17 protein-coding genes are annotated in these 18,369 nt (G+C 71.1%); 7 read left to right on the top strand and 10 right to left on the bottom strand.

Annotation, left to right across the window (positions count from 1 at the left end):
- Nucleotides 1-12 precede the first annotated feature (12 nt).
- From ABZT04_RS01325 to ABZT04_RS01315, 3 genes are all read right to left on the bottom strand, one after another.
- Nucleotides 13-663, bottom strand: a complete 651-nt coding sequence (locus ABZT04_RS01325; protein WP_356051509.1) for a response regulator transcription factor — start codon at nucleotides 661-663, stop codon at nucleotides 13-15.
- 115 nt (nucleotides 664-778) lie between these two features.
- On the bottom strand, nucleotides 779-1,702 hold the full coding sequence (locus ABZT04_RS01320; RefSeq protein ID WP_356051507.1) for an LLM class F420-dependent oxidoreductase: 924 nt from the start codon (nucleotides 1,700-1,702) through the stop codon (nucleotides 779-781).
- Nucleotides 1,699-2,943, bottom strand: coding sequence for an amidohydrolase family protein (locus ABZT04_RS01315; RefSeq protein WP_356051505.1), 1,245 nt, complete (start codon nucleotides 2,941-2,943; stop codon nucleotides 1,699-1,701). The genes ABZT04_RS01320 and ABZT04_RS01315 overlap by 4 nt, the downstream gene beginning before the upstream one ends.
- A 210-nt stretch (nucleotides 2,944-3,153) precedes the next feature.
- Between ABZT04_RS01315 and ABZT04_RS01310 the strand changes: the two genes are divergently transcribed.
- The 3 genes from ABZT04_RS01310 (at nucleotide 3,154) to ABZT04_RS01300 (ending at nucleotide 7,606) form a co-directional block, all read left to right on the top strand.
- Nucleotides 3,154-6,108 carry a BTAD domain-containing putative transcriptional regulator gene (locus ABZT04_RS01310; protein ID WP_356051502.1) on the top strand — a complete coding sequence of 985 codons (2,955 nt, stop codon included), beginning with the start codon at nucleotides 3,154-3,156 and terminating at the stop codon, nucleotides 6,106-6,108.
- A gap of 213 nt (nucleotides 6,109-6,321) precedes the next feature.
- Nucleotides 6,322-6,507: a hypothetical protein gene (locus ABZT04_RS01305; protein ID WP_356051500.1), complete on the top strand. Its 186-nt coding sequence runs from the start codon at nucleotides 6,322-6,324 to the stop codon at nucleotides 6,505-6,507.
- Between the two features lie 448 nt (nucleotides 6,508-6,955).
- The gene (locus tag ABZT04_RS01300) at nucleotides 6,956-7,606 is read left to right on the top strand and encodes a hypothetical protein (RefSeq protein WP_356051498.1); all 651 of its coding nucleotides are present in this window, start codon (nucleotides 6,956-6,958) and stop codon (nucleotides 7,604-7,606) included.
- Here ABZT04_RS01300 and ABZT04_RS01295 read toward each other — a convergent pair.
- Nucleotides 7,587-7,877 (bottom strand): hypothetical protein, encoded by a 291-nt coding sequence (locus ABZT04_RS01295; RefSeq protein ID WP_356051496.1) that lies wholly within the window; start codon nucleotides 7,875-7,877, stop codon nucleotides 7,587-7,589. The two genes, ABZT04_RS01300 and ABZT04_RS01295, sit on opposite strands and share 20 nt — an antisense overlap.
- Before the next feature lie 67 nt (nucleotides 7,878-7,944).
- Complete coding sequence (locus ABZT04_RS01290) at nucleotides 7,945-9,513, bottom strand: FadD3 family acyl-CoA ligase (protein ID WP_356051494.1); 1,569 nt, start codon at nucleotides 9,511-9,513, stop codon at nucleotides 7,945-7,947.
- Nucleotides 9,514-9,609: 96 nt separating this feature from the next.
- Here ABZT04_RS01290 and ABZT04_RS01285 point away from each other — a divergent pair, with 96 nt between their 5' ends.
- From ABZT04_RS01285 to ABZT04_RS01275, 3 genes are read left to right on the top strand one after another with little or no spacing between them, the layout of a single operon-like run.
- Nucleotides 9,610-10,758: a lipid-transfer protein gene (locus tag ABZT04_RS01285; RefSeq protein WP_356051492.1), complete on the top strand. Its 1,149-nt coding sequence runs from the start codon at nucleotides 9,610-9,612 to the stop codon at nucleotides 10,756-10,758.
- Between the two features lie 21 nt (nucleotides 10,759-10,779).
- Nucleotides 10,780-11,199, top strand: a complete 420-nt coding sequence (locus tag ABZT04_RS01280; RefSeq protein ID WP_356051490.1) for an OB-fold domain-containing protein — start codon at nucleotides 10,780-10,782, stop codon at nucleotides 11,197-11,199.
- Nucleotides 11,196-11,969, top strand: coding sequence for an enoyl-CoA hydratase/isomerase family protein (locus tag ABZT04_RS01275; protein WP_356051488.1), 774 nt, complete (start codon nucleotides 11,196-11,198; stop codon nucleotides 11,967-11,969). The genes ABZT04_RS01280 and ABZT04_RS01275 overlap by 4 nt, the downstream gene beginning before the upstream one ends.
- A 3-nt stretch (nucleotides 11,970-11,972) precedes the next feature.
- Here ABZT04_RS01275 and ABZT04_RS01270 read toward each other — a convergent pair whose 3' ends face one another.
- The 3 genes from ABZT04_RS01270 to ABZT04_RS01260 form a co-directional block, all read right to left on the bottom strand.
- Nucleotides 11,973-12,530 (bottom strand): hypothetical protein, encoded by a 558-nt coding sequence (locus tag ABZT04_RS01270; RefSeq protein ID WP_356051486.1) that lies wholly within the window; start codon nucleotides 12,528-12,530, stop codon nucleotides 11,973-11,975.
- A 32-nt stretch (nucleotides 12,531-12,562) separates the two neighbouring features.
- Nucleotides 12,563-14,911 (bottom strand): serine/threonine-protein kinase, encoded by a 2,349-nt coding sequence (locus ABZT04_RS01265; RefSeq protein ID WP_356051484.1) that lies wholly within the window; start codon nucleotides 14,909-14,911, stop codon nucleotides 12,563-12,565.
- 179 nt (nucleotides 14,912-15,090) lie between these two features.
- The gene (locus ABZT04_RS01260; protein WP_356051482.1) at nucleotides 15,091-15,834 is read right to left on the bottom strand and encodes a VOC family protein; all 744 of its coding nucleotides are present in this window, start codon (nucleotides 15,832-15,834) and stop codon (nucleotides 15,091-15,093) included.
- 133 nt (nucleotides 15,835-15,967) lie between these two features.
- Between ABZT04_RS01260 and ABZT04_RS01255 the strand changes: the two genes are divergently transcribed.
- Entirely contained in the window at nucleotides 15,968-16,603 is a 636-nt protein-coding gene (locus ABZT04_RS01255; RefSeq protein WP_356052116.1) for a TetR family transcriptional regulator, read from the top strand.
- Nucleotides 16,604-16,661: 58 nt separating this feature from the next.
- Here ABZT04_RS01255 and ABZT04_RS01250 read toward each other — a convergent pair whose 3' ends face one another.
- The gene (locus ABZT04_RS01250; RefSeq protein WP_356051480.1) at nucleotides 16,662-17,159 is read right to left on the bottom strand and encodes a nitroreductase family deazaflavin-dependent oxidoreductase; all 498 of its coding nucleotides are present in this window, start codon (nucleotides 17,157-17,159) and stop codon (nucleotides 16,662-16,664) included.
- Nucleotides 17,156-18,346, bottom strand: a complete 1,191-nt coding sequence (locus tag ABZT04_RS01245) for an acyl-CoA dehydrogenase family protein (RefSeq protein ID WP_356051478.1) — start codon at nucleotides 18,344-18,346, stop codon at nucleotides 17,156-17,158. Before ABZT04_RS01245 ends, ABZT04_RS01250 begins: the two co-directional genes overlap by 4 nt.
- Nucleotides 18,347-18,369: the final 23 nt, after the last annotated feature.

The following is an 18,369-nucleotide window of genomic DNA, read 5'->3' as shown; positions in this document are numbered from 1 at the left end:
CCCGGAAGGTTCTCAGGTGCGAAGCACGGGCGTGGTTCCCAGCCAGCGCAGAACCGCGTCCGTGCCGCTCCTGGCGTCCAGCTTGGCGTAGATGTTGCTGAGGTTGTTGCGGACGGTCTTCTCGCTCAGCCGTAGTCGCTGCCCGATCTGCCGTGCGCCCAGACCGGTCGAGAGCAACTCCATGATCTGCTGCTCGCGGGGCGAGAGCGACGCGCGCAGCCGCTGCACCATGTCATCGGTCGCGGCCGTCAGCCGGGCACCTTCCCGCAGAGCGTCGCAGGCGGACGGGGAGAGGAAGGTGTGCCCGAGGGTGGCTGCCACCATCGCCGTGGACATCATCTCGGGGCACCGGTCGCCCTCGACCAGATAGCCCGCCCCGGCCCGGAACACCTCGACCACCGCTTCGGTGTCCCGGCGCGGACTGACCACGATCGCCGGGACACCCCGGGTGCGGAGAAGGTCCAGCAGCCCCGGAAAGGACACCGCCGGGTCCTCGCAGTGCAGCACGACGACGTCCGCCTCGGTCTCCGCCAGCAGGTGGTAAGGCGGGGAGACACGCACCACACGGTCCACGTACAGATCGTCCGGGGCCGGCCAGTCCTTGTGCGGCCAGGTGCAACCGGCGGAGACCAGGGCGACTACGAGTCGCTCGGAGGATCGCACGTGAGGGGTCCTTCCGCCGGAGCCATGACGTCCGTACGTCCGTACATACGCAGCTCGGCGTGACCGTGTTCAAACAGGATGTGATCAAAGACGTGTGAAGCGAGGAGAGGCGGGTTCAGAGCAGCGGCCCCACCTCGGACCCGAACTGGCTTATCTGGTCGATGAGTTCGATACGGTCGCGGCAGCGGAACCGCACCTGTATCTGGTCCACGCCCATCGCGCGGTAGGCGCGCAGCGACTCTGCGAGGAGGTCGGGGGCGCCGGTGAGGGTGCGGCGGCCGACCTCCCACCCCGGTTCGCCGACGTACAGCGGCTCGGTGATGGCGCCGAACACGAACGGGCCCTGGAGGGAGGCCTCTTCGCGCAGATGCCGGATGCGTGCGATCTGGGCGGGCAGCCGGTCCCGCGGGTCGCCCTGCGGCAGCCAGCCGTCGCCCTTGAGCGCGGCCCGGCGTACGGCGGCGGGGGACGATCCGCCGACCCAGAGCGGGACGTGTTCCCGCGCGGGGCGGGGCCGCTGCCCGAGCCCCTCGAAGTCGTACAACTTGCCGTGGTGCTCGGGGAATTCGTCGGGGCCGAGGGCCGCACGCAGGGCGTCGATCGACTCGTCGAGGACGGGCCCGCGGCGCTCGAAGTCGACCCCGAGCACCTCGAACTCCTCCTGTACGTGCCCGGCGCCGACCCCGAGGATCAGGCGTCCCCCGCTGAGGTGGTCGAGGGTGGCGTACTGCTTGGCGCTGATCAGGGGGTGGCGCAGGCCCACGACCGCGACATGGCTGAGCAGTCGGACGCGTTCCGTCACGCCCGCCAGATAGGCAAGGGTGGCGACCGGGTCGTACCAGATCGTGCTCATGGCGGGGGCCAGGCGGCGCGGGATCGCCACGTGGTCGCAGCTCGCGATGTAGTCGAAGCCCGCGCGCTCGGCGGCGCGGGCGATCTCGACGAGGTCGACGGGGCCGGCGTCGGCCTCCCAGGGTTCGGCGTAGATGGTGCTCTGGGACTGGACGGGGAGCTGGATGCCGTAGGCGAGGGCGCTCACTTGGGGGCCTCCCACAGGCCTTCGGGTGTCAGGCCCAGCAGGTCGATGGCGTTCCCGCGCACGATCCGCTCGACCACGTCCGGCGCCAGGTGGCCCATCTGTGCCTCGCCGACCTCGCGGGACTTGGGCCAAGTGGAGTCGGAGTGGGGGTAGTCGGTCTCGTACAGCACATTGCCTACGCCGATGGAGTCCAGGTTGCGGAGCCCGAACGCGTCGTCGAAGAAGCAGCCGTAGACGTGCTCGGTGAAGAGTTCGGACGGCGGGCGGTGGACCTTGTCGGCGACGCCGCCCCAGGCGCGGTTCTCCTCCCAGACGACGTCGGCGCGCTCCAGGATGTAGGGGATCCAGCCGATCTGCCCCTCGGCGTACATGACCTTGAGGTCGGGGAAGCGTTCGAACTTGCCGCTCATCAGCCAATCCACCATCGAGTAGCAGCAGTTGGCGAAGGTGATCGTGGAGCCGACGGCGGGCGGTGCGTCGGCGGAGGTGGACGGCATGCGGCTGCTGGAGCCGATGTGCATGGCGATGACCGTCTGCGTCTCGGCGCAGGCGGCGAGGAACGGGTCCCAGTCGTCGGTGTGGATGGAGGGCAGGCCGAGGTGCGGGGGTATCTCGGAGAAGGCGACGGCGCGGCAGCCGCGGGCCGCGTTGCGGCGCACCTCGGCGGCGGCCAACTCCGGGTCCCAGAGCGGGATGAGGGGCAGCGGTATGAGCCTGCCCCGCGCGTCCGGGCCGCACCACTCCTCCACCATCCAGTCGTTGTAGGCGCGGACGCAGAGCAGCCCTAGTTCGCGGTCGGACGCCTCGGTGAACGTCTGGCCGCAGAAGCGGGGGAAGGTGGGGAAACACAGGGCGGACTGGACATGGTTGACGTCCATGTCGGCGAGGCGGGACGGGACGTCGTAGGAGCCCGGACGCATCTGCTCGTAAGTGATGACTTCGAGCTTGATCTCGTCCCTGCTGTACCCGACGGCCGTGTCGAGGCGGGTGAGCGGGCGGTGCAGATCCTCGTAGACCCACCAGTCGCCGATGGGTCCGTCGTCGCCGGGTTCGCCCATGACGGGCTTGAACCGGCCGCCGAGGAACGTCATTTCCTTCAGCGGTGCGCGGACTATGCGAGGGCCGGTGTCCAGGTACTTCTTGGGCAGCCGATGCTGCCAGACGTCGGCGGGCTCCACGGTGTGGTCGTCGACGGAGATGATCGGCGGGAGGGGTGTCCGGTCGGTGTTCTGGGTGTCCATGGCGCTCACGGTAGCGCCGATCTGACGACCCGTCAGCTAGCTGGATACGGGTTCGCGATGCTCGGTTGTGTGCGGAACTGTGCGTAGAGCGTGTGAGGGCCTTGTGATATCCCGCGCGGCCACCTGTGAGCGGTGTCTCCGAGAGCTGACGCATCCGCCGCGGACAAGGCAAACTGTCGTAGTTATCAGGCATGCCTAGGGGGAACGGCGATGGACGGTGGACCGCGAGTACCGGAGCAGCGGCGGCCCGATCCCGGCTCTGAGGAGTCGACGGCCCTGCGCTTCAGTGTGCTCGGTCCGGTACGTGCCTGGCGGGGCCCTGTCGCGCTGCCCACGGGCTCGCCGCAGCAACGCGCGCTGCTGGCCGCGCTGTTGCTGCGCGAGGGCCGTACGGCGACCGCGGGCGAGCTGATCGACGCCCTGTGGGGCGACGACCCTCCGTCACAGGCCCTGGCCGCGGTGCGCACCTACGCGTCCCGGCTGCGCAAGGCCCTGGACGCGGGGGTGCTGGTCAGCGAGTCGGGCGGTTATGCCGTACGGGGGCTGCCCGAGGGCGCGTTGGACTCGGCGGTGGTGCACGACCTGGTGACCGAGGCGGAGAAGGCGAAGTCCGCGGGTGACCTGTGCCATGCGCGGGACCTGCTGGGCCAGGCGCTGGCGCTGTGGGACGGGGAGCCGCTGGCCGGGCTGCCGGGCCCTTACGCGGAGGCGCAGCGCGTCCGTCTGGAGGAGTGGCGGCTGCAACTCCTCGAAACCCGGCTGGACATGGACCTGGAGCAGGGCTGCCACGCGGAGGCCATCAGCGAGCTGACGGCGCTCACCGCGGCCCACCCGCTCCGCGAACGACTCCGCGAGCTGCTGATGCTCGCCCTCTACCGCTCCGGCCGGCAGGCGGAGGCCCTCGCCGTCTACGCGGACACCCGGCGCCTGCTCGCCGACGAGCTGGGCGTGGACCCGCGCCCCGGCCTGCGCGAACTCCAGCAGCGCATCCTCCAGGCCGACCCGGGCCTGGCCGAGCCCTCCGCACCGGCGGCGGAGACCGTGACGGCACCGGTCCGCCCCCACCAACTCCCGGCGACGGTCCCCGACTTCACGGGCCGCGCCGCCTTCGTCTCCGAACTGAGCGAGGTCCTCGCCTCCGCCGAGGGCCGCGTGATGGCGGTGTCGGCACTGGCCGGCATCGGCGGAGTCGGCAAGACGACCCTCGCGGTCCACGTGGCCCACCAGTCGCGAACAGCTTTTCCCGACGGCCAGTTGTACGTCGACCTCCAGGGCGCGGGCTCCCGGGCCGCCGAACCGGAGACCGTACTCGGCGCGTTCCTCAGGGCGTTGGGCACCGCCGACTCCGCGATACCGGACTCCCTGGAGGAACGGGCCGCGCTGTACCGCTCGGTGCTGGACGGCCGCCGGGTGTTGGTACTGCTGGACAACGCGCGGGACGCGGCCCAGGTCAGGCCCCTGCTGCCCGGTACCGAAGGCTGCGCCGCGCTGGTGACCTCCCGGGTCCGGATGGTCGACCTGGCCGGTGCGCATCTCGTCGACCTCGACGTGATGTCCCCAGAGGAGGCCCTCCAGCTCTTCACGAAGATCGTGGGCGCCGAACGCGTGGCGGCCGAACGGGAATCGGCCCTCGACGTGGTCGCGGCCTGCGGCTTCCTCCCCCTCGCCATCCGCATCGCCGCCTCCCGCCTCGCGGCCCGCCGCACCTGGACGGTCTCCGTCCTCGCCGCCAAACTCGCCGACGAGCGACGCCGGTTGGACGAACTCCAGGCCGGCGACCTCGCCGTAAAGGCGACCTTCGAGCTGGGCTACGGCCAGTTGGAACCGGCCCAGGCGCGGGCGTTCCGGTTGTTGGGCCTTGCGGACGGCCCGGACATCTCCCTCGCCGCGGCAGCCGCCGTTTTGGACCTCTCGACGGAGGCCACGGAGGACATCCTGGAGTCCCTCGTCGACACGTCCCTGGTGGAATCGGCGGCCCCCGGCCGGTACCGGTACCACGACTTGGTGCGGCTCTACGCGCGTGCGTGTGCGGAGCGGGACGAGTGGCCGCCCAGTGAGACGGGGGCGGCGCTTTCGCGGTTGCTGGACTTCTATCTGGCCACGGCCACCGGCGTCTACGGCGTCGAGCGCCCCGGCGACCGGCTGGTGGACCACCTGGAGGAGACCGGCGTCGCCGGACTCGTCTTCCCCGACCGTCGCGCCGCCCAGGACTGGCTGTACTCCGAGGCGATACCGCTGCTGGCCTGCGTCCGGCAGTCGTCGGGCGGTACGACGCTACGACGGGCCGTGGATCTCCTGTGGGCGGCGGTCGACCTCGCGGAATCGGGGGCCAACTTCAAGGAGTACGAGGCCGCCGGGGCCGCCCTGCGGGATGCCGCGCGCGAGGCCTGCGACAGTCGGGCCGAAGGGCGGGCCGTGCTGGTGCTGGCCAACGCCCGCCACTTCTCGGGGCAGTTCGAGCAGGCCCGCCAGGAGGCGCAGCAGGCCCTCGCCCTGTCGGAGGCCGCCGACGACGCGCTGCCGTGCTGCTGGGCGGCGAACCTCCTCGGCATCTACTCCTTCTACCAGAGCCGTTACGACGAGGCCGAGGTGTTCCTGGAGCGGGCCATCGCGAGCTTCCGCGCCTGCGGCGACCTCTCCGGCGCCGCGTCGGCGCTGTGCAACCTCTCCCGGTTGCACCTGCAGACGGAGCGGTCCGACAGTGCGGTGGACCTCGCCCGTCAGGGCACGGAGATGTACGAGGAACTCGGGCACACGCTGAAGGCGGCCAACGGCCACTACGCGCTCGGCCTGGCCCTCGGCCGCAACGGCCAGCTCGCCGACGCGGTCTCCCATCTCAAGCAGGCCCTGACCGTCTTCCGCGCGAGCCGGCAACGCCTGTGGGAGGGCATGACGCTCTTCCGTCTGGCCGAGGTGGACCTCCTGGCGCAGCGCCCCGCCCAGGCGGCGGCCAACGCCGAGATGGCCCTGACCCCGCTCAGGGAGATCGGCGGCGAATGGCGGCGCGGCAACGTGCTCACCGTCCTCGGCAAGGCCCTGAACGGCATCGGCCAGTCCGGCCGCGCCCAGGTCTGCTGGACGGAGGCGCTGGAGATCTACCAGCGGCTGGAGTCCCCCGAGGCGGCGGAGGTCCAGGCCCTGCTGACCCCGGCGGCGGCAGCCTGACCACGCCCCCCAGGGGCGTTCATCAATCGTTTATCGCCGCCCGGCACTCTTTTCCTATCGGGCCGTCGCGTCGGGGGGCAGACGGACCGTCGGTGAGGCCGCCACTTTCGCGATCTAGAGTGGCGGCGCCGGTGGGGCCCATCCGGCCATCCTCGGGGGAGTGACCGGGTGGGCCCTCACCTTTTGAACGCGATCTCCAAGAGAGGCAGCAGGATGAGCGACACCACGAAGGACGAGACGGTCGTCACGCCGGACAACACCCACATCACCGACGCCAAGCTGACGGGCGACATCAAGCCGCTCAACACGCACATCACAGATGTAGAAGCTGTAGTGGCAACTGACGACGACGGCACGGTCACGCCGGACAACACGCACATCACGTCCGACCCCAGCTAGACCCTCTCCCACACGGGGGACCGGCCGCGACGGCACCGAGGGGGAGCCGTCGCGGCCGGCGTGTGTCCGGGGGCCGTGACTGGCAGTTCCGTCCCACCGCCGCTCGGCACAGGGTGGCCCACCGGGACAGAAGCACCACTCACCGCACCGTGTTATCCACAGGGCCCGGCAACAGATCGTCTCCTGCGGGAGGGTCGGCCCGTGGGGATGATCGACTTGCGGGAACTGCTTGAGGGCGGGGTTCTCTTCAGCTCAGTCGCGGTTGAAGCCGGCTGGCCTTGCAGTACAAAGGCGGGCACCGCATCTCGTCGCCAGTCACCGAAGTGCCGCCTCTCTTTGGCTCATCGAAACCCGGCATGCGGGAAGCCCGGCGGACAGCAGCAGCCCCCTGCAGTTCACAGATCCCGGGCTCGGTACACGCCGGGACAAGAAAGCGACCGGCGTAAGCGTGCACCGCGCACGGCTCGCGCCGGAGGACGTAACTAATCGGCGGGACCTGCGCCTGACAGCACCCGCCCGGACAGTTGTCGACCTCCTGAGAACAGAGGCCCGCGACGAAGCGGTCGTCGCCGCCGACTCCGCCCTCTCCCGGCGCACAGTCAACGGCATCCGCCGCGCCCCGCTAACAACACTCGCCACCCTGACGAGTGCGCTGGCCGCACCGAAAGTCCCGCTCCGCAGCAGGAAGACCGCCCAGAACCTGCTCCAACTGGTCGACCCACGCGCAGGCTCGGCCGCCGAGACGATCGCCCGCCTCCGGATGCACGACGCCGGCCTCCACCCGGAGAGCCAGGCCGAGTTGCACACCCCTGACGGCCGCCGCCGGTATCTGGACTTCCTCTTCCGCCCCGAGGGCCTGGGCGTCGAGATCGAGGGCTACGCCTATCACGGCACCCGCGCCGCCCACCGACAGGACGTCGCCCGCTTCAACCAGATCCAGCAGTGCCCCGAGGTCCGCCTTCTCCTCCGCTACACGGCGGCGGACGTCTTCTTCCACCCCGCGAAGGTGATCGAGGAGATCAGAGCCAACCTCGGCAGACTCGGCCACCAATTCCCCACCGCCGCCTGGTCCGCGTTCCTCACGGACGTGAAGCGCTGAGAAGCGGCAGGTACGCCGTCTCGACCCGCCGGGCGTCGCGCCGGACGTACGTGCGGACGTCGTTGCGTGGGGTGCTGTCGTAGATGTCGGTGAGGAAAGCGGTAGGCCTGACGTCGAGGAAGGCGTCCCGCCAGGGGTAGCGCCTGCGTGCGCCGGGCGGACCGATGACGGCCCAGGCCCAGTGCAGCGCCGGCAGCGCGATGGCGGGGTCCCGTGTCGATTCGCCTTTGCGGGCGGCTCGGACGACGGCCGCGTGCTCGCTCCTGCTCATGGCCTCCCACCTGACGCGGGATTCCTCGCTCACCCACCGCCGCTCCGGCATCAGCACCCCCGTAGGACTATGCACCCCGCCCCCGCAACTCCCCCTTGACCACCTTCCCACTGGCATTCCGAGGCAACTCCCCCACGAACTCCACCACCCGCGGCACCTTGTAGTTCGCCATCTCCCGCCGGGCCCACGCGATCAGGTCGTCGCCCGTAAGACTCACCCCCGCCCGCCGCACCACATACGCCTTCCCGACTTCCCCCAGCCGCGCGTCCGGTACGCCGATCACCGCCACGTCCGCCACATCGGGATGCAGGCCCAGCAACTGCTCTATCTCCGCCGGGTACGCGTTGAAGCCGCCGACGATGAACATGTCCTTGATGCGGTCGGTGATGCGGAGGTTGCCGGACGGGTCCAACACCCCCACGTCACCCGTGCGCAGCCAGCCCTCCTCCGTGACGACCTGGGCGGTGGCGGCCTCGTCCTCGTAGTAGCCGCGCATGACGTTGAAACCCCGGACCAGGACCTCCCCCGGCTCACCCACCGCCGCCTCGACCCGCACCTCCGTGCCTGGTATCGCCCGCCCCGACGTCGACGCGATCACCGTCGGATCATCGCCCCGTCGGCACATCGTCACGATGCCGCTCGCCTCCGAGAGGCCGTACGCCGTCAGGACGGTCTCCACGCCCAGCTCCCCGCGCAGCCGTTCCACCAGCCGCAGCGGGACGATTGCCGCCCCCGTCACCACCAGCCGGAGTGTCGAGAGGTCGTGTGCGTCGCGGGCCGGGTGGTCCAGCAGGGACTGGTGGAGCGTCGGCGGGCCCGGGAGGACCGACACCCGTTCCGCCGCGATGTTCGCCAGCGCGGTGTCCACGTTGAACACCGGCTGCGGGATCATCGTCGCGCCGCGCATCAGACAGGCCAGCACGCCGGCCTTGTAGCCGAAGGTGTGGAAGAAGGGGTTCACGATCAGGTAGCGGTCGCCCTGCCTCAGCCCCGCGAGGTCGCTCCAGATCTCGTACGCCCGTAGCGTCTGCGCGTGCGAGATCACCGCGCCCTTCGGCCGACCCGTCGTACCGGACGTGAAGACGATGTCCGATGGGCAGGAGCCGTTCACCGACGCGGACCGCGCCCGCACCTCGTGCGCCGGCACCCCGTCGCCGCCCGCCAGGAAGTCCTTCCAGGTGCGGTAGTCGGCGGGGGCGTCGTCCGACAGCACCACCACCTGGTCCAGCTCCGGCAGCCCGGGTCCCTCCGCGACGGCCCGCCGCAGCGAGGCCACGTACGAGGTGCCCAGGAACGTCCCGGTCACGAACAGCAGCCGCGCCCCGCTGCGCCGCAGCACGTCCGCCGCCTCAACTCCCTTGAAACGGGTGTTGATCGGCACCAGCACCGCCCCCGCCGACACCGCGCCGAGCGCCGCCACGATCCAGTCGAGGGAGTTCGGGGCCCAGATCGCGACCCGGTCGCCCGGCGAGACGCTCGCCGCGACGCAGGCCGCCGCCGACCGTTCGACGCGGGCGCCCAACTCGGCGTACGAGATCCGGGTCCGGCCCTCCACCACCGCCTCGGTGTCGGCGTACCGCTCGGCGGCCGATCGGACCAGACCCGGGATGCTGCCCCACTCCACGTCTCCGCGCATGAACGGCCTCCCTGTACCCGGTAGCTGACTGCCCGTCAGATTAGCTGTAGCCTGACGCCCTGTCAGCCGCCCCGGCACCCTGTGGAGGCCCCAACCATGGCCGGAATCAAGGACGCCACCGCGATCGTCGGCATCGGTCAGACCCCCTTCGCCAAACAACTCCCCGAGGACGAGCGGACCTTGGCCTGCCGTGCCGTGCTCGCCGCCCTCGACGACGCCGGGATCGCGCCGAGCGAGGTCGACGCCCTCGCCTCCTACACGATGGAGGAGACCGACGAGGTCGAGCTGGCGAAGGCCGTTGGCTTCGGGGACCTGACCTTCTTCAGCAAGGTGGGGTACGGAGGGGGCGGTTCCTGCGCCACCGTCGCCCATCTCGCCGGCGCCATCGCCTCGGGGCAGGCGAGCGTGGGGGTTGCCTGGCGGTCCAGGAAGCGGGGCAGCGGGGCCAGGCCGTGGACCAACACGACCCGCCAACTCCCCACCCCCGCCCAGTGGACCCGCCCCTTCGGACTCCTCCGGCCGGCCGACGAGATAGCCATGCTCACCCGCCGCTACATGTACGAGTACGGCGCCACCCGCGACCATCTCTTCAACGTCGCCCTCGCCTGCCGGAACCGGGCCAACCAGAATCCGGCGGCCATCATGTACGACCGCCCGCTCACCCGCGAGATGTACATGACCTCCCGCTGGATCAGCGAACCCCTCTGCCTCTTCGACAACTGCCTTGAGACGGACGGGGCGTTGGCCTGCGTGGTCGTCTCGCGCGAGCGGGCCCGCGACTGCCGCACCCGCCCCGTCTACGTCCACTCCGCCGCCCAGGGCCTCCCCGCCCAGCACCACGGCATGGTCAACTACTGGAACGACGACCCACTGACCGGGCCCGCCTGGACCGCCGCCCGACACCTGTGGAAACACGCCGACTTCACCCCACAGGACGTCGATGTCGCCCAGATCTACGACGCGTTCACCGCCCTCGTCCCGCTCTCCCTGGAGGGCTACGGCTTCTGCGGGCGGGGGGAAGGCGGTGCCTTCACAGAGGGCGGTTCGCTGGAAATCGGGGGGCAGTTGCCCCTCAACACCAGTGGCGGCGGGTTGTCGGAGGCCTACGTCCACGGGTTCAACCTCATCAACGAAGGCGTACGGCAGTTGCGCGGCACCAGCACCGCCCAGGTCCCGGACGCCGCCACCTGTCTGGTGACGGCGGGCGAGGGCGTCCCCACCTCCGCCCTGCTGCTCACGACATGAGGACATGAGGAGTTGACCGCCATGCTCTTCCCCGTCACCGACACCGACGGCGCCCCCTTCTGGCAGTACGCGGCCGAAGGCGAACTCCGTGTCCAGACCTGCGCCGACTGCGACGGGCCCCGCTTCCCGCCCCGCCCCTGCTGCCCCCACTGCCAGTCCTTCGCGAGCGAGTGGCGGCCGACGAGCGGGAGGGGGCGAGTGTGGTCGTACGTCCTCCCGCACCCCCCGCTCCTGCCCGACTACGCCGCCGTCGCGCCCTACAACGTGATCGTGGTCGAGCTGACCGACCATCCCCGCATCCGGCTGGTCGGGAATCTCGTCAGCGAAGCGGGGGCGGCCCTCAACTCCCTTGCGCCGGAGCGGGTTCGGATCGGGGCCCGGGTGCAGTTCGTGTTCGACCCGGCCTCCGGGCTGCCGCAGTGGGTCCTGGAGCGGTCATGACGCTCCGGGTCGCCGCCGACAAGGACACCGGTGTCGCCGTCGTCACCCTCGACCGGCCGCACAAGCTCAACGCCATCGACCTCGACACCGCCGCCGAACTCGGTGCCGTGTGGAGGGAGTTGCGGTTCGACGACACCGTACGGGCCGTCGTCCTGACCGGGGCCGGGGAGCGCGCCTTCTGTACCGGGCTCGACCGGGACGCGGTCGTGCCGCAGCCCAACTCGCCCTATATGCAGGACGATCCGCTGCTCCGCATTGGGCCGAAGGCCAACGACCTGTGGAAGCCGGTCGTCGCCGCCGTGACCGGGATGGCCTGTGGCGGGGCCTTCTATCTGCTCGGCGAGAGCGAGTTCGTCGTCGCCGACCCGACCGCCGTGTTCTTCGACCCGCACACCACCTACGGCATGGTCAGCGCGTACGAGTCGGTGCTGATGGCGCATCGGATGCCGTACGGCGAGGTCGCGCGGATGATGCTCATGGGGACGGCGGAGCGGATGTCCGCGCAGCGGGCGTACGACGTCGGGCTGGTCTCCGAAATCGGCCCGCCCGGTGGGGCGTTGGAGGCCGCCGTGCGTTGCGCGGCCGTCATCGCCGGGTATCCGGCCGAGGGTGTCCAGGGCACCGTGCGGGCCTTGTGGGCGGCGAAGGAGGCGGCGCGGGCGCAGGCCTATGCGCAGGCGCCGCCGCTCATCGCGCTCGGGAACCTGCCGACCGCGCGGCAGGCGGAGTTGTTCGCCGGGCGGCGCGACGGCGGCTACCGGACGCGGTGAGCGTCAACTCCCCGCTGTCGCCCTGGGGTCGACCTCGCAGTGGTCCACGGGGGTCGAGGTGCCGAGCAGGGGGACGCGGACCGTCGCCTTGCCGTTCGCCGGGACCTTGACGTCCTTGTAGTTGAAGTCGACCTCGTTGTCCTGGGCGTCCTTGAAGGTGACGTCCACGGAGAAGGTGGCCTTGCGGCTGTTGGGGTTGCTGACCTCGACGGTGGCGTACTGCCGGGTCGCCGTCGCGCAGCTCACCAGCTTCGCCGTGCCGTCCCGCAGGCTGCTGCCGCCGCCGGAAGAGGTCGTGGAAGAGGTGGGTGTGGAGCGGTAGTTGGGGCGGCGGGTGTACGAACTGCCTCCCGAACTGCCCCCTGAAGTACCGCCCGACGAAGTACCCGATGACGTCGACGTGTCGTGGTCCTGGCTGGAGCTGCTGCATCCGCCGCCCCCTCCCCCGCTGCTCCTGTGACGGCTGGTGCTGTGGTGCCGTCCGGTGGAGAAGCCGGTGAGGGTGAGGACCACCATCGCCAGTACCGCCGTAAATTTGAGCCTGCGCCCCCGCGTCTGCATCCGATCATGGTACCGACCCGAACGGGCGCCGCTCACGCGGTCCTTGCGGTGCCCGTCCCCTTCTCCGCGTCGAGGGCGTACACGCAGCGGTCCTTGCTGCACGCGTACACGACGCCGTCCCTGACGACCGGCGCTCCGGTGATCTCGCCGCCGGTCGCGAGCTTCCAGCGCAGGCGGCCGTCGTCGGCCTTGAGGGTGTAGAGGAGGTGGTCGCTGGAGCCGAAGTGGATACGGCCCTCGGCGACCGCGGGGGCGCCCACGATGTCGCCGCCCGCCTGGAAACGCCACTTGGGGGTGCCGGTGACCGCGTCGAGTGTGTAGAGGCCCTTGCCGCTGCCGACGTGCACATGCCCGGCGGCGACCAGGACCGGTTCGATCGAGGCCCGGGGTTCGGTCGCGATGCGCCAGCGGTCGCGGCCGTCGGCGGCGTCGAGGGCGTAGACCGTGCCGAGGTAGTCGGCGAGGTAGACACCGCCGCCGGTGACGGCGGGGCCGGGGGCGAAGGTGGGTGCGCAGAGGAAGACCGCGGGGGCCTCGAAGTGCCAGCGGACCCGGCCGCTCGCCACCTCGACGGACAGGACGCGGGTGCCCGCGGCGACGTAGACATGACCGTCCGGGGCGGCGGTGATCCGTACGGGTACGCCGCCGCAGGAGGCCACGTCGCCGATCGGGTACGCCCAGCGCTCCTCGCCCGTCCGGGCGTCGAGGGCGCGCAGGCGGGCGTCCTGCCACACGTAGACGGTGCCGTCGTGCAGGGCCGGGCCCGCCTCCGGGGACTCGAAGTCGGTCTGCGCGCCGGTGAGCTGCCACAGCTTCTGGCCGGTGGACGCCTCCCAGGCCTGTACTCCGCCGCCGCGCGTGCCGGTGACGACGGTGCCGCGCTCGGCCTTGAGGGAGTACACCCAGGCGTCGGTGGACAGCCGCCACAGGTCGCCGCCCTCGCGGGCGTCCAGGGCGAAGAGGGTGGGTCCGTCCGAGGCGTGGATACAGCCGTCCGCGACCGCCATCGACCAGGCGACGTCCCTGGTCTTGAAGGAGCGGCGGCCGGTCTGCACGTCCAGGGCATGTACCTCGAACGAGGTGACGTAGACGAGGTCGCCGGCGACGGTCGGGGTGCCCCAGACGTCGTTCGACATGCGGAACCGCCAGGGGCGCCAGCCGGAGGCGGTCTCCGGGGGCAGCGGCGGCGGTGCGGGTACGGCGGGGCCCACGGCGGCGTCGGTGCCGTTGACGCCGGGACGGGGCCGGGACCAGGAGGCGACCAGGCCGGCCTCCGGAGGGGGTGCCTTCACGGCGGCGGCGCGGGCGTCGGCGACCCGGGGGCCGGGGCCGATGGGCACGGGGGCGCCGGCCAGCCGTACCGGCCCGGTGTCGGGGGCGCCGACGGGGACGGGCACGACGGGGTCGTGGGAGGGCGGGGGCGGTACGGCGACGCGGCCGCCTCCGCCGCTGCGGCCCGCGGTGGGCGTCGGTTTCACGGCCGGGCGGCCGCCGCGCCGGGTCTCGATCAGGCCCACCGCGCGCTCGGGCAGCCAGGCCGAGGCCGTACCGCTGTCGTCGGAGCCGGAGCCGAAGAGATGGGGGGCGAGCTGGGCCTGGAGGTCGGCCGGGTTGGGGCGGCCGGTGGCCTCCATCTGCATACAGGACTCGATGAGCGGGCGCAGTTCGTCCGGGAGCCCGGTGAGGTCGGGGCCCTCGCGCAGCAGCATGAAGACGGTCTCGACCGGGTTGGCACCGTGGAACGGGGGGTGTCCGGTGGCGGCGAAGACGAGCATCGAGCCGAGCGAGAACACGTCGCTGGCGCCGGTGACGCTGCGGGAGTCCTTGGCCTGCTCGGGGGACATGTAGGCGGGGGTGCCGACGGCGACGTTCGTCATCGTCAGACGGGTGTTGGAGACGCCGGAGGCGATACCGAAGTCGATGACCCGGGGGCCGTCCTCGACCACGAGCACGTTCGACGGTTTGAGGTCGCGGTGGACGAGACCCGCGCCGTGGATGGACTGGAGCGCCTCCGCGACCCCGGCCGCGAGCCAGCGCACCGCCTGGGCCGGCATGGGCCCGCACTCGTTCACTATCTCTTCGAGGGAGGGTGCCGGCACGTACGCGGTGGCCAGCCAGGGGACGGCGGCCCGGGGGTCGGCGTCGACCACGGCCGCCGTGTAGAAGCCGGAGACCGCCCGGGCGGCCTCGACCTCACGGGTGAAGCGGACCCGGAACAACTGGTCCTCGGCGAGCTCCGTCCGCACGGTCTTGATCGCCACCCGCCGACCGGACGCCGAGCGCGCCAGATAGACCAGCCCCATGCCGCCCGCGCCCAGCCGTCCCAGCACCTCGAACGGCCCGATCCGCCGCGGATCGTGCTGCGTCAGCTGATCCACCACTTGCCTGCCACCTCCCCGTACGGGCCACGCCACCCACATATGTACGCGACCCCGTGCAGCGTCTCACCACCGCACCGCCATGGCGGCACGCACCCTGATTCTTCCTGGCCGGGCCACAGGTTGCGAACCCGGCGACTAATCGGGGTGTCTCGGCATATCTCCGGACAAACGTCCAGGTGTCAGCGTTGCAGCAGCGCGAACGACGCCCCTTGATTGTCGGTGACGACGGCCACTTTTCCGTACGACGTCTCGAAGGGCGGGACCTGGACCCGCCCGCCCAGCCGGTGCACCGTGCCCAGCGCGTCCACGAGGCGCTCGACCCGGAAGTGGACCAGGAAATGCGGCGGCATCTCGACCGGGAACACGTCCGAGACGGGTGCCCGGCCGAAGTCGGGGGCCGCGTCCGGTCCGAAGAGGGCGTCTGTGAAAAGTCCGCCGTAGAAAGTGTTCGCCGCCTCCGTGTCACGCGTGTACAGCTCGGCCCAGACGAAGGTGCCGGCCTTGTGGCGGACGCCGAAGCCGGGGTGGCGGGCCGCCTGCCAGAGGCCGAAGACGGCGCCCTCGGGGTCGGCGGCGAGGGCGGCGGTGCCCAGTTCCCCCACGGTCAGCGGCGCCATCACGACCTGTCCGCCGGCCGCCTGGATCCGCCCGGTCAGCCGCATCACGTCCGGCGTCGCGAAGTACACCGTCCACACGGTCGGCATGCGTCCGTCCGCCTTGTGGGCGAGCGCCGCGACGGGCTCACCGTCCTTGCGGGCCCAGACGGAGCCGCCGTACGCCTCGGGCCGGTCGGTGAAGGTCCACCCGAAGAGCTCACCGTAGAACCGCCTGCCCGCCTCCACGTCCGGAAGCTGCGCGTCCACCCAGCAGGGGACGCCCTCCGTGTACGGCTCTTCGTTCGTGGATGCCCTGTTTTCGGCCATACCGTCAAAGTAACGGCGCCGCACGCACCGCGCAGACCAGCGCACCAGCCTCAAACAGCCCGTGCACCCCATTTGCAGTCGGCCGAATCGCGCTCCGATCACCCCTCGGTAAGCTGACGGCATGACAGGACAAGTGCGTACCGTCGACGGCCGCGTGGCCGGCCGGCGTGGGCAGGCGACCCGGCAGAAGCTGCTCGACTGCCTAAGCGAGATGCTCAGCTCCTCCCCTTACCGGGACGTCAAAGTCATCGATGTCGCCCGGAAGGCGGGTACTTCACCCGCGACCTTCTACCAGTACTTCCCGGACGTCGAAGGTGCCGTCCTGGAGATCGCCGAGCAAATGGCCACGGAGGGAGGCCAGTTGACGGCGTTGCTCGACGGCCGGACCTGGGTGGGCAAGGCCGGCTGGACCACCGCGCAGGAACTCGTGGACGGATTCCTGGAGTTCTGGCGCCGTAACGACGCGATCCTGCGGGTCGTCGACCTCGGAGCGGCCGAGGGCGACAAACGCTTCTACAAGATCCGCATGAAGATCCTCAACTCCGTGAACAACTCCCTGACGGACTCGATCACCGAGTTGCAGTCCAAGGGGCGGGTCGACAAGGACGTGAACCCGGCGGCGATCGCCGGTTCGCTGGTCGCGATGCTCGCGGCCGTCGCCTCGCACCAGAAGGGTTTCCAGACATGGGGCGTCAAACAGGCTGAACTGAAGCCGAACCTGGCGCTGTTGGTCCATCTGGGCGTGACCGGCAAGAAGCCGACGAAGTAGCGACCGCTTCCGCGGTATCTGCTTCCCGGGTCCCAAGTCCTGTCTCGTGGGCGGCGGTTCACCCAGGTGGACCGCCGCCTGCCCTGCGTGTGTCCCTGCGTGTGATCCGGAACAGCCGGATCTCCCGCTCCACCCGCGCCTGATACGTGGCGTACGGCGGCCAGAAAGCGAGCGCGGCCTTCCAGACCGCCGCCCGTTCCTCGCCCTCCAACAGCCGGGCGGTGACCGGGATTTCCTCGCCTTTCCAGTTGATCGAGGCGTCGGGACGGGCGATGAGGTTGTGCGTCCAGGCGGGGTGACCGGTCCGGCCGAAGTTGGACCCGATGAGGATCCAGCCGTCCTCCACCGGCATACAGGCGAGGGGGCTTCGGCGCGACTGCCCGCTCCTGGCACCGGTCGAGGTCAGGATCACCCCCGGCAGCATCTGCGCGCTGAGCAGCACCTTGCCGCGCGTGAGCCGGTGCACGGCCCGGTCGAGGACCGGGATGACATGCGGGGCGACCTTCGCGAACCCACGCGTGGAGGAGACCCTCTGCACCAGCCGGACACCGATCACACCGTCACCTCGCGGTTCTCGAAGAGACGCGCCCCCTCGGCGGCGTACGCCCGCAACCGGTGCACCGGCCCGAAGAGCAGTTCGTCACCGGCGGAGCGCTTGAAGTAGAGATGGGCCTCGTGCTCCCAGGTGAAGCCGATCCCGCCGTGCAGTTGGATCCCCTCGGCGGCGGCCGCCCGCAGCGACTCCAGGGCCTGGGCGAGGGCGAGCGCGCCCACCCGCTCGCCGTGGACGGTCGCCCAAGCCGCGTAGTAGGCGGCCGACTTGGCCGCCTGGACCTGCACATACACATCGGCCAGCCGGTGCTTCACCGCCTGGAACGACCCGATCGCCCGCCCGAACTGCTCGCGCTGCCCCACGTGTTGGACGGTCAGCTCCAGCACGCGGTCGGCGGCCCCGACGGCTTCGGCGGCGAGGACGACGGCGACGGTGTCACCGAGCGCGGAGAGCTCCCGCAGCACGGCGGGACCGTCGTCCACACCCAGCAACTCGCCCTTCACATCCCGCAGTTCGAGCCGCGCCTGCGGCCGGGTCGCGTCGAGGGCGATCTGCCGGGTCCGTACGATCCCTTCCGCGTCCCCCGCCACAAGGAACAACAGGGTCCGCGACCGCGCGAACCCTCCCGCGTGGGCGGCGACCAGCAGCAGGTCGGCACTGTGCCCGTCGAGCACCTGCGCCACCTGGCCGTACAGCCGCCACCCGGCCTCCCCCTCCCGCCTGGCCTGCACCCCGCCCGCGCGCCCGCCCCCCGCCCACTCGCCGCCGTTGTCGCCGGTGAGGGTCAGGGCGGTGGTGAGGGCGGTGCCGGGCACGGCGAGAGCGGCGGTCAGGGAACCGGCGGCGATCCGGGGCAGCAGCCGGGCGCGCTGGGCATCGGTGCCGAGCGCGAGCACGAGCGGCGCGACGAGCACGGCGGTGGCGAGCAGCGGGGAGGGGGCGAGCGAGCGGCCCAACTCCTCGCAGGCGAGAGCGAGTTCGGTGGTCGTACAGCCGACGCCGTCATACGACTCCGGGAGCGCGAGCCCCGGCAGTCCGAGCCCGTCGGCGAGGGCCGCCCACAGGGCGGGGTCGTGTCCGGCGGGGGTGTCGAGGGCGGCCCGGAGTTCGTCCGGTCCGCAGCGTCTGGTGAGGAGTTCGCGGAGGGTACGGCGGATCTCGTCCTGCTCGGCGGTGAAGCTGGCGTCCATGGCACTTCCCTCCAGATCTGACG

This window comes from Streptomyces sp. NPDC005492 (assembly GCF_040605995.1).
Taxonomy (GTDB): Bacteria; Actinomycetota; Actinomycetes; order Streptomycetales; family Streptomycetaceae; genus Streptomyces.
The sequence above is the reverse complement of the archived record's forward strand: the minus strand, read 5'-3'. Positions and strand labels throughout refer to the sequence as shown.

Excerpts from the sequence above, each read along its gene's own strand:
- ABZT04_RS01315 (WP_356051505.1), bottom strand. The coding sequence starts at position 2,943 with ATGGACACCCAGAACACCGACCGGACACCCCTCCCGCCGATCATCTCC.
- ABZT04_RS01310 (WP_356051502.1), top strand. The coding sequence starts at position 3,154 with ATGGACGGTGGACCGCGAGTACCGGAGCAGCGGCGGCCCGATCCCGGC.
- ABZT04_RS01305 (WP_356051500.1), top strand. The coding sequence starts at position 6,322 with ATGAGCGACACCACGAAGGACGAGACGGTCGTCACGCCGGACAACACC.
- ABZT04_RS01295 (WP_356051496.1), bottom strand. The coding sequence starts at position 7,877 with ATGAGCAGGAGCGAGCACGCGGCCGTCGTCCGAGCCGCCCGCAAAGGC.
- ABZT04_RS01290 (WP_356051494.1), bottom strand. The coding sequence starts at position 9,513 with ATGCGCGGAGACGTGGAGTGGGGCAGCATCCCGGGTCTGGTCCGATCG.
- ABZT04_RS01285 (WP_356051492.1), top strand. The coding sequence starts at position 9,610 with ATGGCCGGAATCAAGGACGCCACCGCGATCGTCGGCATCGGTCAGACC.
- ABZT04_RS01280 (WP_356051490.1), top strand. The coding sequence starts at position 10,780 with ATGCTCTTCCCCGTCACCGACACCGACGGCGCCCCCTTCTGGCAGTAC.
- ABZT04_RS01275 (WP_356051488.1), top strand. The coding sequence starts at position 11,196 with ATGACGCTCCGGGTCGCCGCCGACAAGGACACCGGTGTCGCCGTCGTC.
- ABZT04_RS01270 (WP_356051486.1), bottom strand. The coding sequence starts at position 12,530 with ATGCAGACGCGGGGGCGCAGGCTCAAATTTACGGCGGTACTGGCGATG.
- ABZT04_RS01260 (WP_356051482.1), bottom strand. The coding sequence starts at position 15,834 with ATGGCCGAAAACAGGGCATCCACGAACGAAGAGCCGTACACGGAGGGC.
- ABZT04_RS01245 (WP_356051478.1), bottom strand. The coding sequence starts at position 18,346 with ATGGACGCCAGCTTCACCGCCGAGCAGGACGAGATCCGCCGTACCCTC.